The organism is Acidiferrobacteraceae bacterium, from assembly GCA_037388825.1.
In the GTDB taxonomy this organism is placed as follows: Bacteria; Pseudomonadota; Gammaproteobacteria; order Acidiferrobacterales; family JAJDNE01; genus JARRJV01.
Genome location: JARRJV010000005.1, coordinates 33,001 through 47,306, shown reverse-complemented (window position 1 = coordinate 47,306; position 14,306 = coordinate 33,001). Strand labels below are relative to the sequence as shown.

Sequence of the window (14,306 nt, the reverse complement as noted above, 5' to 3'; positions counted from 1 at the left end):
GTCAGGCGTCCACGATCCAGGTGTCCTTGCTGCCACCCCCCTGGGAGGAGTTGACCACGGTGGAACCCTTCTTCAGTGCCACCCGGGTGAGTCCGCCCATGGTGACATATTGGTCCTTGCCGGAAAGGATGAACGGGCGCAGGTCGAGGTGGCGCGGTTCGGCGTGCTGGCCCGTCAGGGTCGGGGTGGTCGACAGGGTCAGCAAGGGCTGGGCGATGTAATTGCGGGGATCGCGGCGAATCAGTCGCGCGAATTGTTCCCGTTCCTCCTTGTCCGCCTGGGGCCCGATGAGCATGCCGTAGCCGCCGGATTCGTTGGCCGGTTTGACCACCAGCTTGTCGAGATTGGCGAGCACGTAGTCGCGCTCCTTCTTGTCGATGCACAGGTAGGTTGGCACGTTCGGGATGATGGGCTCCTCGCCGAGATAATACTTGATCACCTTGGGCAGAAAGGCATAGACGACCTTGTCGTCGGCGACCCCGGCCCCGGGCGCGTTGGCGAGACTGACCTTGCCCGCCTTCCACGCACGCAGCAGGCCCGGCACACCCAGCATGGATTCAGGGTTGAATGCCTCCGGGTCGAGGAACAGGTCGTCGATGCGGCGATAGATCACGTCCACGCGTTCGAGGCCGCCGACGGTGCGCATGTACACGCAGTCATCCGTATCCACGAACAGGTCGCGTCCCTCCACCAGTTCCACGCCCATCTGTTGTGCCAGGTAGGCGTGCTCAAAGTACGCGGAATTGTAGATGCCGGGGGTGAGCACAACAATCTCCGGCTTGTCGCGCCTGCGTGGCGAGATCGAAGCCAGCATGTCGTATAACTTGGCCGGGTAGGCATCCACCGGCTGGATGTTGTAGTGCTCGAACAGGTCCGGGAACACGCGCTTCATGATGGCGCGGTTCTCGAGCATGTAGGACACCCCGGAGGGCACGCGCAGATTGTCTTCGAGTACGTACATGGTGCCGTCCTTGTCACGCACCAGGTCGGACCCGCAGATGTGTGCCCACACCCGGTACTTGGGATTGATGCCGACACACTCGGGACGAAAATTCTTCGAGTTCTCCAGCAACTCCGCCGGAAACACGCCGGCCTTGACGATGCGCTGCTTGTGGTAGAGATCGTCGATAAAGAGGTTCAGTGCCCGCACCCGTTGCAGCAATCCCTTTTCGATCTTGTTCCATTCCTTTTTGAGGATGACACGGGGAATGATGTCGAAGGGCCAGGCGCGGTCGATGGAGCCACCCTCTTCCTCCGAATACACAGTGAAGGTGATGCCCATGCCACGAATCGCGACCTCGGAAGCGGTTCGCCGGTCATCCAGATCCTCATCGGCTTGCCGGTTTCAGCAATCTGCTCGTCGTAGAAGTCCAGTTCTTGGTAGTCATTCCAATTGATGGACATTGTCTTCGTCTTGCGGCTTGGCTCGTGAATTTTATCTTGCTATTTTTTTCAGCGCGTGCAAATTTGGGGTTGGCCTGAGATGGGCACGCACCAATATGTATCGCGCGCACCGTTACGGTGCCGATCCGTTTTTCGGGACCCTTGTTCATGACCTACTGTCTCGCCATTCGGCTGGATTCCGGCCTGATTTTCGCCTCCGACTCGCGCACCAACGCGGGCGTGGATCAGGTAAGCAGCTACAGCAAGATGTACTCCTTTCAGCCGACCCCCGATCGTCTGTTCGTGGTCCTGACCGCTGGCAATCTGGGTACCACCCAGGGGGTCATCAATGCGATTCAGCGGGACCTGGATACACCGGCCGGCAATGACCTTCGCAACGTGAACTACCTGTTCGAGGCGGCGGAGTACCTGGGGTCGGTCAGCCATGCTGTGCAAAGCCGTTACCAGGAGGAGGGACAGGAAGCGGACAGCGGAGCCTTTGGCGCCAGTTTCATCATCGGCGGCCAGATCCAGGGCCAGCCCCACGACGTTTATCTCGTCTATCCGGAGGGGAATTATGTTGCCGCCTCCCCGACCAAGCCCTATCTGCAGATCGGTGAAACCAAGTACGGCAAACCCATCCTGGATCGCGTGATCACGACCCAGACCTCCCTGGAGAACGCCGGCCGGTGCGCCCTGGTGTCCATTGATTCCACCATGCGATCCAATATCTCCGTCGGCCCGCCCATCGAACTGGCATTCTACGAGGCGGACAGTCTGAAACTCGCACGGCGGGAAACCTTCGACGCCGATACGCCCTACTTTGATTCACTCAAGAAAGCCTGGGGGGAGGGTTTGCAGCAGGTCTTCGATACCCTGCCGCGCTTCGACTGGGAGCAGGATTAGTCGGTGACGGAATCCTGCACCAGCTGGTGAATGAAGCCGAGTTTCTGGGCTGCACCCGGCGAAAGGGCGAAGGGATAGGGGTCGCGAAGCCCCATGCTTCGATTGAGGGAATTGAGTGCAACGGTCAGTTGTACCCAGTCTTCTAGTAGGTTGGCGAAAGTAGCCCGGCGGACATTCATTCCATAGGCATACTGTACCTCGCGGTCCAGTACCTCGTGGGGTGAGGTCACAGGCTTGCCGCGCATGCTGAATCCGAAATCGTGGGCCGTCTCCAGGGTGTCGACTATGTGCAGGTAGTGGGCCCAGGTCTCGGCCCAGTCTTCCCACGGATGCGACGCCGCATAGGGGCTGATAAAGTGTTCGGACCAGCTCGCCGGTGGCCCGCCCTGGTAGTAGCGTGCAAGCGCAGCCGCATAGTCCTGGCGCTCGTCGCCGAAGAGTTCGCGGGCCGGTGCGATCCAGTCAGTGTTTTCCACCAGTCGCATCCAGTAGAAGTGTCCGATCTCGTGGCGGAAGTGTCCGAGCAGGGTGCGATAGGCCTCGTTCATTTTTTCGCGAATGTCCTCGCGTGTGCCCGGATCCGCCTCGGCGATGTTGATGGTGATCAGGCCCGCGCGGTGGCCGGTCATGACCCGCTCCTGCGGGCTGATCTCGTCGGTAAACTCGGTATCGCTGGGCGTATCGGCGAGGAATTCGAAGGCAAGCCCGCGAACCGGGTCGGCATCCCGTCCCACGATCGGCAGTCCCAGGGACAGCAGGGTATACACCAGCCGGCGCTTGGCGCGCTCGATGCGGGCCCATAGCACCTTGTTGTGGGGTTCGGACAAATCGGGGATGACGTGGTTGAGCCGACAGGAAACGCAGTAGGCGTTGCCGTCTTCCAGGCGCACCATCCAGTTGCACACGTTTTCCTCTGCGTAGTTGCGACACTGGCGATAGCGGGCATCGGATGCGATCGGATTCAGCGCCTTCCAGTAGCCCTGGTCCTGTTCCAGCGCGCTCAGCACCCCATGATCGGGAAGAAACCCCAGCGTACGGCCGCATACCAGGCAGCGGTAGTTTTCGAACTGAAGCGTGTTGCCGCAGGTGCAGCGAAAGGTCTTCATGGCAGGATCAGAGCCCTAGGTTGTGCCACAGCGTCCCCGTGGGTTGGGCGCGGTTCAGGGTGTAGAAGTGCAGACCCGGCGCGCCATGATCCAGCAATTGTTGGCACAGGCGCGTTACAACGTCCAGACCGAATTCCCGAATTGAATCAAGGTCATCGCCAAACCCGTCCAGGCGTGTGGCAATCCAGCGCGGAATCTCGGCACCACAGTTGGCGGAAAAACGGGCCAGTTGCTTGTAGTTGGTAATGGGCATGATGCCGGGCACCACCGGAATCTCCACGCCGGCGGCTGCGAGCGAATCCACGAAACGATAGTACGCGTCCGGGTTGTAGAAATACTGGGTGATGGCGCTGTCGGCGCCGGCATCAACCTTTTTGCGGAAGTTCAGCAGATCTTCCTGCAGGCTGGCAGCCTGCGGGTGCTTTTCCGGGTACGCCGCGATTTCGATAAAGAAGCGGTCGCCGGTTTCCTCGCGAATGAATTGCACGAGTTCGTCCGCGTAGCGGAACTCACCGGGGTCGGTCATGCCCTCGGGCAGATCGCCGCGGAGGGCAACCACGCGGTTCACGCCCAGGTCGCGGTAGTCCAGCAACAGGTCGCGGATCTTCTCCCGCGTGGAACCGATACAGGTGATGTGGGGCGCGGCCGGGAAACCCCGGTCGATAATCTCCTTTATGGTTTCCCGGGTGCCGGACTGGTCCGTGCCACCGGCGCCATAGGTGCAGGAGAAATACGCGGGCTTCAGATGCGCCAGCTCATCCAGCGCCGCGCGCCAGTTGTCGCGCCCGGCATCGGTCCGCGGAGGAAAGAACTCGCAACTGTAGATGCGGTTGTTTTTCTTGTCGGTCATGGCACCACACCGCAAAGTACGTTAGGGGGGAGCGAAGACCGTGGATCGGTCGCCCACGGCCCTCCCGGTACGGTACGACCTTAGTAACGGTAGTGATCGGGCTTGTACGGGCCGTCCTGGCTCACACCGATATAGTCTGCCTGCTCCGCACTCATGCGGGTCAGATAGGCGCCGATCTTTTTCAGGTGCAGGCGCGCCACTTTTTCGTCCAGGATCTTGGGCAACACGAACACCTTCTTCTCGTATTCACCGCCGCGGGTGAACAGCTCGATCTGTGCCATCACCTGATTGGTGAAGGAGGCCGACATGACGAAGCTCGGGTGGCCGGTAGCGCAACCCAGATTCACCAGGCGGCCCTTGGCCAGCACGATAATCTTCTTTCCGTCGGGAAAGATGACGTGATCTACCTGTGGCTTGATCTCCTCCCATTGGTATTTTTCCAGGGAGGCGATGTCGATCTCCGAATCGAAATGGCCAATGTTGCAGACGATGGCCTCGTTCTTCATCGCCGCCATGTGGTCGTGGTTGATGACGCTGACGTTGCCGGTGGTGGTGACGAATATATCACCCTGCTTGCAGGCCTCGTTCATGTCGACGACGCGGTAGCCTTCCATCGCCGCTTGCAGTGCGCAGATGGGATCGATCTCGGTGACCCACACGGTGGCGCCCATGCCGCGGACGGCCTGGGCGCAGCCCTTGCCAACATCGCCGTAGCCGAGCACGATGCAGATCTTGCCGGCGACCATGACATCGGTGGCGCGCTTGATGCCGTCGATGAGCGACTCGCGGCAGCCGTACAAGTTGTCGAACTTGGACTTGGTGACGGAGTCGTTGACGTTCATGGCCGGGAACAGCAGTTCGCCGCGTTCCTGCATCTGGTACAGGCGGTGCACGCCGGTGGTGGTTTCCTCGGTGACCCCGCGGATGCCCTTGGCAAGAGTGGTCCATTTGCCGGACGCATTCTGGACGCTGTTGCGCAGCAGGTTGAGGAAGACCTTCCACTCCTCATTGGCATCGGCCTTGGCCTCGGGCACGCTGCCGGCGGCCTCGAATTCCACGCCCTTGTGCACCAGCATGGTAGCGTCGCCACCGTCGTCGAGGATCATGTTCGGGCCCTCGCCGTCGGGCCAGGTCAGGGCCTTCTCGGTGCACCACCAGTATTCCTCCAGGCTCTCACCCTTCCACGCGAACACCGGGATGCCGCGTGCGGCGATGGCGGCGGCGGCATGGTCCTGGGTGGAGAAGATGTTGCACGAGGCCCAGCGGATCTCCGCCCCCAGTTCGGCCAGGGTTTCGATGAGCACCGCGGTCTGGATGGTCATGTGCAGGCTGCCGGAAATGCGTGCGCCCTGGAGCGGGGTCTTGCCCTTGTATTCCTCGCGCAGCGCCATAAGACCGGGCATCTCGCTCTCGGCGATGCTGATTTCCTTGCGACCCCAGTCGGCAAGGCCGATGTCGGCAACCTTGTAGTCGGTGAAATTGGAATCGATGACAGCGTTCATGGACAGTTCTCCAGTCTGTGAACGAGCGCCGTTGAATCGAGGTCCCGTGCTTCGAGCCTGGCAGGCAATCCTGTCGCAACGCTCCTCAAAGCCGGTGGCCCGGGCGGGCCGATTTCAGTGTGTAATTGTCGCTAGGCGGTCACGCGCTCTTCGCGGCCCTGGCGCCGACGGCCTCGCGAAGTGCGTCGGCCTTGTCGGTCTTCTCCCAGGTGAAGCCTTCGTCCTCACGGCCGAAATGACCGTAGGCGGCGGTGGCGGCATAGATCGGCCGCAGCAGATGCAGGTTCTGGATGATGGCCTTGGGCCGCAGGTCAAAATGTTCCTGGATCAGTTTGGCGATTTCGCGGTCGCCGATGCGGCCGGTGCCGAAGGTATCAACATGGATGGACACCGGCTTGGCGATACCGATGGCATAGGCCACCTGCACCTCGCAACGGTCGGCCAGACCGGCGGCCACCACGTTCTTCGCCACCCAACGGCCGGCGTAGGCGGCCGATCGGTCGACCTTGCTTGGATCCTTGCCGGAGAAGGCGCCGCCGCCGTGGCGGGCCATGCCACCGTAGGTGTCAACGATGATCTTTCGCCCGGTGAGGCCGCAATCGCCCACGGGACCGCCGATCACGAAACGCCCCGTGGGATTAATAAAGTATTTTGTATCGGCATCCAGCCACTCCGCCGGCAGCACAGGCTTGATGACTTCTTCCATCACCGCTTCCTGCAGGTCCTTGTGGGAAATCTCTTCCGCGTGCTGGGTGGAGAGCACAACGGTGTCGATGCCGGCGGGCTTGCCGTCCTCGTAACGCACGGTCACCTGGGACTTGGCGTCGGGGCGCAACCACGCGAGCGTTCCGCTTTTTCGTACCTCGGCCTGGCGCTTCGTGAGGCGGTGCGCCAGGTGGATGGGCATGGGCATGAGTTCCGGGGTTTCGTTGCTGGCATAGCCGAACATGAGCCCCTGGTCTCCGGCGCCCTGGTCCAGGTCGACACCGGTGCCTTCGTCCACGCCTTGGGCAATATCGATGGATTGCTTGTCCAGGGAAACCAGGACCGCGCAGGACTGCCAGTCGAAACCCATGCCGGGTTCGTAGCCGATGCGCTTGATCGTGCTGCGCGCCACGTCGGTGAAATCCACCCACGCTTTGGTGGTAATCTCTCCCGAAATCACGACGAGACCGGTATTGACCAGGGTCTCACAGGCGACGCGCGCTGCCGGGTCCTGGTCCAGGATGGCGTCGAGAACGCCATCGGAAATCTGATCTGCCACCTTGTCCGGATGGCCCTCGGAGACCGATTCGGAAGAGAAGAGGTAGCTATCCACCATGGGCGTGAGTACTCCGTGCTAGGGTTAACGCGAGGCCGAAAGTGTACCAGCACCAACCGGTGAATACACTTTAACGGCCGCGTGCGAATGACCAATAGACGCCGGGTGTTAGTGGATATTGCGTGGCCGGCATCAGCCAGGCCGCTCGTGTTGGGGGCCCGGACGGCTGCTCCGGGCGGCGGCAAAATGAGGGAAAAATGAGAAAGTTTTTCCCACTTTGGATAACAATCTGCGAAATATAGGCATCGTAGGCACCTACTTTGGTGAAAATGGGTATTTGGAACCTATTGATCCCAAGAAACAAATCGTAGTGGGAAATACTAGTTATCGAATGGGTATAAGACGGCAGTATATGGAGAATCAAGCACAGAATTCGCCGGATCCCGTTGCCAAAGACCTGGATGGTTACGACCCCCGGTTTCAGTGGCGTTTTCTCGCGCCTCGGTTCTGGCCGGTGTGGCTATTACTTTCGCTGCTGATGTTGGGGCGCATCGTGCCCCGGGAACTGTGGGGACTGGTGGGGGCCGGCTTTGGGTACCTTTTCTACCGGACAAGCCGCAAACGGCGTGAGATCGCTCGCACCAACATCGAGCTGTGTTTTCCCGAGATGGACGCCGGTGCGCGCGAGCACCTGGCGCGTAAGCATTTCCTTGTCCATGGGCAATGTCTGCTGGATCTTGGGCTGATCTGGTGGGCCCGGCCTTCGTTTCTCGACCGTTATATTAGGATGGAGGGCAAGGAGCATTACCGGGCCGCGCTCGCGCAGGGTCGACCGGTGATCTTGCTGACCGGCCACTTCTCCGGACTGGAAGTAGGTGGCCCGCTGATCTCGCGCCAGTTTATCCAGGTGGGCTTGATCAAACCGATGAAGAATCCTCTGGTGAACTGGGTCGCCACCCGTGGCCGGAAACGGTTTTCCGGCCACCTGTTTCTTCGCGAACAGGGGCTGCGTCCGGTTGTGCGCGCCCTGAAATCGGGATACGGATTTTACTATCTTCCGGACGAGGACTTCGGCCCCGAAAAATCCGTATTCGTTCCATTCCTGGGCACGGTTTCCGCCACAATAACGGCGCTCAGTCGTCTGGCCCGCATCACCAATGCCGCGGTGCTCCCCACCTCCGTTGTGCGTGTCTCGAGCCGCGAGGGATACCGAATTATCATTGGACCCGCCCTGTCAGATTTCCCCGGTAGCGATGAAGAAAGGGATGCCGCGCGCATGAACGCGGTACTGGGTGAGATGATTCGACGCGCACCCGAGCAGTACATGTGGACCTTCAAGTATTTCCGGACTCGCCCCGACGGCCAGGCCTCTCCCTATGCTCGATAAGGATCGCTACCGGTCGGCAAGGCCGCGGCTGCGGGAGTATTGGCAGCCGCGTTACTGGTCGGGCTGGATGCTGTATGGCCTGCTCCATCTTTTTGCCGTCCTGCCGCAGCGAATGGTGTGGGTGCTGGGCGCCATCCTCGGTGATATCGTCTCACGCATTCATCGCACCACCACCATTCGTACCAATCTGGCGATGTGTTTTCCCGAGCTCGACGAGCGCGCACGCGAGAGTCTTCGCCGGCGCTACTATCGGTTTGCCGGGCGCGCCTTCGTTGCTCTCGGTTTTTCCTGGTTTGGTTCGCGAAAACAGTACGAGCGCAGGGTCCGGATCCGCGGAAGCGAGCACGTGGACAAGGCACTTGCGGATGGAAAGGGGGTTCTGTTCATGACTCCGCACTTCCTGTTCCTGGAGGCCGCCGGAATCTATGTATCCACACGCTGGCCGATGATTGGTGTCTACCGCAAGCCGCGCAATCCCATGCTGCACCAGGCCCTGCGTCACGCCATGTCGCGACACGGGGGGTTGGTGGTGGAGCGATATGAGAGCTTCAAGCCCATCATTCGCGCGGTGCGCGATGGTTACACCCTGTACTACCTTCCCGACCAGGATCCGGATCGGAGCGACACGGATTTCGTATTCGCGCCATTCTTTGGCCAGCCCGCCGCCACGTACACGGCCTTCGCCCGACTGGCAAAGCTGACCGGTGCGGCAGTGATCCCCCTGTTCAGTCGCATCAGGCCCGGCGGTCAGGGCTACGAGATCGAGATGTTGCCGCCTCTGGAAAATTTCCCAACCGGCGACGATGTGGCGGACGCCAGCCGGATCAACGAGGTCATGGAACGGGCCATCCGCGAAACCCCGGAGCAGTATCTTTGGTCCTATCGTCGTTTCAAGACACGGCCCGACGGCGCACCATCTCCCTATGGCAAGAAATAGGACTGTCCCGTTGTGGCACCCGCGGTACTGGCCCAGCTGGGTCGGCCTGGGGCTGTTGCGAACGATCGCCCTCCTGCCCCTGCCGCTGCTGTCCCTGTTCGGTACCATCCTCGGCGAGCTGATGTACCGCCTGGCTCCGTGGCGCCGGCACGTGGCGAAAACAAACATCGATGCCTGCTTCCCGCAATGGGGTCCGGTGCAGCGGCGCCGGCTGTTGCGCAGGCACTTCCACGCCGCCGGGCGCGCTGTATTCGGAACCACGGTGGCCTGGTTTGCGGGCGCCAGGCGTATGCGTCGCCTGATCCATGTTCGCGACCCTGCCCCTCTGGACAAGGCGCTGCAGGAAGACCGCAATGTGATCCTCCTGGTGGCTCACTTCGTGTCGGTGGAAATCGGCGGCATCTTTCTTTCGATCGATGTCCCGGTAGTCGATATCTACCGAACCCTGCGCAACCCGGTTTTCGACCGGGCCGGAAAGGTCGGTTGCGAGCGCTTCAAGGGGACCATGGTCGAGATGCGCGAGGGCATCATGGCGGCGGTGAAGGTGGCGAAACAGGGTGCCTTGCTGCACTACATTCCTGATCAGGACGCCGGGCGCAAGAATGCCGCCTTCATCCCGTTCTTCGGTGTGCCGGCGGCGACCATGACCACCCTCGGCCGGCTGACGAAGATCATGGATGCGGTGGTCATCCCCTGCTTCACGCGCCAGCTGCCATGGGGCCATGGTTATGAGGTCATCCTCGAACCGGCGCTGGAAGATTTTCCCACCGGCGATGATCTCGCTGATGCGCGGCGCATGAATGAGGTCATCGAGCAGGCGGTGCTGGAGATGCCGGAGCAGTACTTCTGGGTGCACAAGCGATTCAAGACCCGGCCGGAAGGCGAGCCGAACTTCTATCGCTAGCTTTTCCTTTCGCCCGCGACAAGCATTTGCGGGACGCTCCACAAGGATCTGCAACTGGACCGGGTCCCCGTACCCCGCGCCACACTTTTTGTTGGCGCGGGGCAGGGTGCCGGAAATCAGGCAAGATCAAAGCGATCGGCGTTCATCACCTTCGCCCATGCCGCTACGAAGTCCTGCACAAACTTTTCCTTGTTGTCGTCCTGCGCATAGACCTCGGCGTAGGCGCGAAGGATCGAGTTGGAGCCGAAAACGAGATCGACTCGTGTTGCCGTCCACCTGGCATTGTCCGTGTTCCGGTCGCGGATTTCATACAGTCCGTTGGCGGCAGGCTTCCACGTGTAGTTCATGTCCGTAAGGTTCACGAAGTAGTCGTTCGTCAATTCCCCTTCACGATCGGTGAACACACCATGCCTGGTGCCGCCGTGGTTGGTGCCAAGCACGCGCATGCCGCCAACCAGCACCGTCATCTCGGGAGCAGTGAGCCCCATCAGTTGAGTGCGATCCAGCATCAGCTCTTCCGCGTTGACAACGTAATCCTTCTTGAGCCAGTTGCGGTACCCGTCATGGACGGGTTCCAGCCATTCGAAAGATTCAACGTCGGTCATCTCGTCCGTCGCATCCCCGCGTCCCGGCGAGAAAGGAACAGTAACTTCAGAGCCAGCCACCTTTGCCGCCTGCTCAACTCCGACGTTACCCGCCAGCACAATCACGTCCGCAACGCTGGCGCCACTCTCGGCGGCAATCGGTTCAAGCACAGACAGAACTTTTGCCAGACGTTTCGGTTCGTTGCCTTCCCAGTCTTTCTGAGGAGCCAGGCGGATACGTGCGCCATTTGCACCGCCGCGCATATCCGAAACGCGGAAGGTTCTGGCGCTGTCCCACGCAGTGGCAACCATCTCGCCAATACTAAGACCGCTGGCCGCGATTTTTTCCTTTACCACCCGCACATCGTAACCGGTGTTGCCTGCCGGAACCGGGTCTTGCCAGATCAGTTCTTCCTTCGGCACATCGGGACCGATGTAGCGTGCCCTGGGTCCCATGTCACGGTGCGTCAGTTTGAACCAGGCCCGCGCAAACATTTCCGAGAAGTACTCGGGATCTTTGTAGAAACGCTCGGAGATTTTGCGATATTCCGGGTCCATCTTCATGGCCATGTCGGCGTCTGTCATCATCGGGTTGTGGCGAATTGAAGGATCTTCAACATCGACGGGCTTGTCTTCTTGCTTGATGTCGACCGGCTCCCACTGCCAGGCACCGGCTGGGCTCTTCTTCAGTTCCCAGTCGTAGTTGAGAAGTAGCTGGAAATAACCGTTGTCCCACTGGGTCGGATGCGTCGTCCAGGCACCTTCAAGACCGCTGGACACCGTATCGCGCCCAATGCCTCGCTTGGTCTTGTTGATCCAGCCCAGACCCTGGTCTTCCAGCCCCGCAGCTTCGGGTTCGGGGCCGAGCAATGTGGCATCACCGTTGCCGTGGGTCTTGCCAACGGTATGGCCGCCGGCGGTCAGTGCAACGGTTTCCTCGTCGTTCATGGCCATGCGGGCAAAGGTCACGCGCACGTCATGGGCGGTCTTGAGCGGATCCGGCTTGCCATCCACGCCTTCGGGATTAACGTAGATCAGACCCATCATTACCGCGGCCAGCGGATTTTCCAGGTCCCGCTCGCCGGAGTAGCGGCTGCCTTCACTACCGGTAGGCGCCAACCATTCCTTCTCCGAACCCCAGTAGGTATCCATTTCCGGATGCCAGATATCCTCGCGGCCGAAGCCAAAACCAAAAGTCTTTAGGCCCATGGATTCATAGGCGATGGTGCCCGCGTACGCGATCAAGTCAGCCCAGCTGAGCTTGTTGCCGTATTTCTTCTTGATCGGCCAGAGCAGGCGCCGCGCCTTGTCCAGGTTGACGTTGTCCGGCCATGAGTTGAGGGGGGCAAAACGCTGGTTCCCGGTGCCCGCACCACCGCGGCCATCCGCGGTACGATAGGAACCGGCCGCATGCCAGGACATGCGGATCATCAGGCCGCCGTAATGGCCCCAGTCCGCGGGCCACCACGCCTGGCTATCAGTCATCAGGGCGTGGAGGTCTTTCTTAAGTGCTTCGAAGTCGAGGGTCTTGACCGCTTCCCGATAGTTGAAGTCCTCTCCCATCGGATTCGTCTTGCGATCGTGTTGATGCAGGATGTCCAGGTTCAGCGCCTTGGGCCACCACTCCATGTTGGACATGCTGCTTTCGGTAGCAGCGCCGTGCATCACGGGGCATTTGGCTTTTTCGTCCATTTTCGTCTCCTTGATGGTTGTCTAGTCGAGGCATTCCGCCGATTACCAGGAATGCTTCGCTACTCTAGGTAGAAGACCATCTACAAGAAAATCGTTTGTAACGAAGTATTTGATAGGTACCACCTATCATTCGGTCAAGCATCAGGGTGGGCATATTATTTTAGAATTAATCTAAAAAGCTTGATGTTGGTCAAACCCAAGGGAGGCGGCAACGGGGCAGCGTGGTGGGTGTTGGCCCGACTTTTCGCTATTCGTGGGCTTTGGTTCTGGAGGCGGTGTCGTGTGAGCTAGTCTTTCGACGTCAGCGATTCCTGCACTAGCTCCTTGAGACTCAGGAACGCTTCCTCGCGATAGCTCCCCTTGCGATACAGCATGCCGATGCGTCGACTCGGCTTCGGGTCGACGAAGGGCAGGTAGCGAATCGGATCGCTCTTCCTTTGTTTCGCCGGTACCGCCAGTTCCGGGATCAGGGTGATGCCGAGCCCCTCGGCCACCATCTGCCGTAGCGTTTCCAGGCTGGATGCATGGAAGCCAACGTTTTCGGTTGCCCCTGCCATGAAGCACACGTCCAGTGCCTGGCCGCGCAGGCAGTGACCTTCTTCCAGCAACAACATCTCGCGTTCACCCAGATCTCCAAGGGTGATCATGGGCTGGTGCGCGAGATCGGTGGCGCTCGGCGTGGCGAGCAGGAACGGTTCGCGAAACAGATCCAACTCGGCGAATTCATCGGTCTCTACGGGAAGCGCCAGGATCAGCAGGTCCAGTTCCGCGCGCCGCAGTTTATCCAGCAGCACGGCGGTCTGGTACTCATGTAACCACAGCTTGAGCTGGGGGTAGCGTTGGCGAATCTCGGGCATGATCAAGGGGAGGAGATAGGGCGCCAGCGTAGGGATCAGCCCGACGTGTAACTCTCCGGCCATTGGGTCGCGATACGTCTGCACGATGTCCTTGATCGCCTTCACTTGCGACAGGATGCGCCGGGCCTGATCAGCCACGGCCTCGCCGACGTCGGTCATCACCACCTGCCGCCGGGTCCGCTCCACAAGCAAGGCACCGAGCTCGTCCTCCAGTTTTTTCAACTGGCCGCTGAGGGTGGGCTGGCTGACAAAACAGCGCTGCGCGGCCTTGTGAAAATGGCGCTCCTCGTCCACCGCCACCAGATATTCCAGTTCCCGCAGGTTCATCGGCTGCCTCCCCCTTTGGAAATGTTAATAGACATTGCCTATCAAGATATTCGAAACAAACGATTTTAACAATTAGTCTGCCGTCCCAATAATATTCCCCGTAGACAGTTCCAGACCGGGACCGAGGAGGAAGACGCCATGACCAAGACCATGAGTTTCGCGGTAGTGCATTTCGCGGTGGCTTTTACGGTGGGCTACGCGCTCAGCGGCAGCGTGCTCGTCGGCGGCGCCATTGCTTTGGTGGAACCGGCGGTCAATACAGTCGCGTACCACTTCCACGAAAAGGTCTGGGACCGATGGCAGCAGCGCCAGGCGCGGAGCGAGCCCGACGGCGGCTTTGCCGAGGCGGTGTAGATACCCATTCAATTCAGCGATGAGGAAAGCAGACATGCTCAAGAGTCACGAAGGCCAGAGAGTACCCAGTGTTGTATTCAAGGCACGCAAGGACGGACAGTTCGTCGACCTCGCAAGCGACGAAATCTTCAAGGGACGAACCGTGGTGGTGTTTTCACTGCCGGGTGCATTCACGCCCACCTGTTCGTCCACGCACCTGCCGCGTTACAACGAACTCGCGGCGGTGTTCAAGGAGAATGGCGTGGATGAGATCGTG

13 protein-coding genes and 1 riboswitch (1 of these 14 running past the window's edge) are annotated in these 14,306 nt (G+C 60.2%); of the genes, 6 read left to right on the top strand and 7 right to left on the bottom strand.

The features are described 5' to 3' along the window. Position 1 precedes the first annotated feature (1 nt). Entirely contained in the window at positions 2–1,282 is a 1,281-nt protein-coding gene (locus tag P8X48_01700) for a circularly permuted type 2 ATP-grasp protein (protein MEJ2106029.1), read from the bottom strand. A gap of 269 nt (positions 1,283–1,551) precedes the next feature. On the opposite strand from P8X48_01700, the gene P8X48_01695 reads away from it, so the two are divergent. Continuing rightward, the gene (locus P8X48_01695; GenBank protein MEJ2106028.1) at positions 1,552–2,289 is read left to right on the top strand and encodes a peptidase; all 738 of its coding nucleotides are present in this window, start codon (positions 1,552–1,554) and stop codon (positions 2,287–2,289) included. Here the strand turns inward: P8X48_01695 and P8X48_01690 are convergent. The 4 genes from P8X48_01690 to metK all read right to left on the bottom strand — a co-directional run bounded on the left by P8X48_01690 (position 2,286) and on the right by metK (position 7,068). Further along, positions 2,286–3,395, bottom strand: coding sequence for a putative zinc-binding peptidase (locus P8X48_01690; protein MEJ2106027.1), 1,110 nt, complete (start codon positions 3,393–3,395; stop codon positions 2,286–2,288). The two genes, P8X48_01695 and P8X48_01690, sit on opposite strands and share 4 nt — an antisense overlap. 7 nt (positions 3,396–3,402) lie before the next feature. Then, positions 3,403–4,245, bottom strand: a complete 843-nt coding sequence (metF, locus tag P8X48_01685) for a methylenetetrahydrofolate reductase [NAD(P)H] (protein MEJ2106026.1) — start codon at positions 4,243–4,245, stop codon at positions 3,403–3,405. 80 nt (positions 4,246–4,325) lie between these two features. Further along, the gene (gene ahcY, locus P8X48_01680) at positions 4,326–5,747 is read right to left on the bottom strand and encodes an adenosylhomocysteinase (GenBank protein MEJ2106025.1); all 1,422 of its coding nucleotides are present in this window, start codon (positions 5,745–5,747) and stop codon (positions 4,326–4,328) included. A gap of 16 nt (positions 5,748–5,763) precedes the next feature. Next, positions 5,764–5,840: riboswitch (S-adenosyl-L-homocysteine riboswitch) on the bottom strand. A gap of 46 nt (positions 5,841–5,886) precedes the next feature. After that, complete coding sequence (gene metK, locus P8X48_01675) at positions 5,887–7,068, bottom strand: methionine adenosyltransferase (protein MEJ2106024.1); 1,182 nt, start codon at positions 7,066–7,068, stop codon at positions 5,887–5,889. A gap of 352 nt (positions 7,069–7,420) precedes the next feature. On the opposite strand from metK, the gene P8X48_01670 reads away from it, so the two are divergent. The 3 genes from P8X48_01670 to P8X48_01660 are packed head-to-tail and all read left to right on the top strand — an operon-like array spanning position 7,421 to position 10,236. Then, positions 7,421–8,395, top strand: a complete 975-nt coding sequence (locus tag P8X48_01670; GenBank protein MEJ2106023.1) for a lysophospholipid acyltransferase family protein — start codon at positions 7,421–7,423, stop codon at positions 8,393–8,395. Next, entirely contained in the window at positions 8,385–9,332 is a 948-nt protein-coding gene (locus P8X48_01665; protein MEJ2106022.1) for a lysophospholipid acyltransferase family protein, read from the top strand. The genes P8X48_01670 and P8X48_01665 overlap by 11 nt, the downstream gene beginning before the upstream one ends. Beyond that, positions 9,319–10,236: a hypothetical protein gene (locus P8X48_01660; GenBank protein ID MEJ2106021.1), complete on the top strand. Its 918-nt coding sequence runs from the start codon at positions 9,319–9,321 to the stop codon at positions 10,234–10,236. The genes P8X48_01665 and P8X48_01660 overlap by 14 nt, the downstream gene beginning before the upstream one ends. A gap of 116 nt (positions 10,237–10,352) precedes the next feature. Here the strand turns inward: P8X48_01660 and katG are convergent, their stop codons facing one another. Both katG and oxyR read right to left on the bottom strand, forming a co-directional pair. Beyond that, positions 10,353–12,512 carry a catalase/peroxidase HPI gene (gene katG, locus P8X48_01655; GenBank protein ID MEJ2106020.1) on the bottom strand — a complete coding sequence of 720 codons (2,160 nt, stop codon included), beginning with the start codon at positions 12,510–12,512 and terminating at the stop codon, positions 10,353–10,355. Between the two features lie 287 nt (positions 12,513–12,799). Then, positions 12,800–13,696: a DNA-binding transcriptional regulator OxyR gene (gene oxyR, locus P8X48_01650; protein MEJ2106019.1), complete on the bottom strand. Its 897-nt coding sequence runs from the start codon at positions 13,694–13,696 to the stop codon at positions 12,800–12,802. 138 nt (positions 13,697–13,834) lie between these two features. Here oxyR and P8X48_01645 point away from each other — a divergent pair, with 138 nt between their 5' ends. Continuing rightward, a complete protein-coding gene (locus P8X48_01645; GenBank protein MEJ2106018.1) occupies positions 13,835–14,050 on the top strand; it encodes a DUF2061 domain-containing protein in 216 nt (71 codons plus the stop codon). Positions 14,051–14,084: 34 nt separating this feature from the next. Then, positions 14,085–14,306, top strand: partial view of a redoxin family protein gene (locus tag P8X48_01640; GenBank protein MEJ2106017.1) — the 5' portion only. 78 nt of this gene lie beyond the right edge of the window; 222 of the gene's 300 nt are visible here — the first part of the coding sequence; the start codon lies at positions 14,085–14,087; its stop codon lies off the right edge, out of view.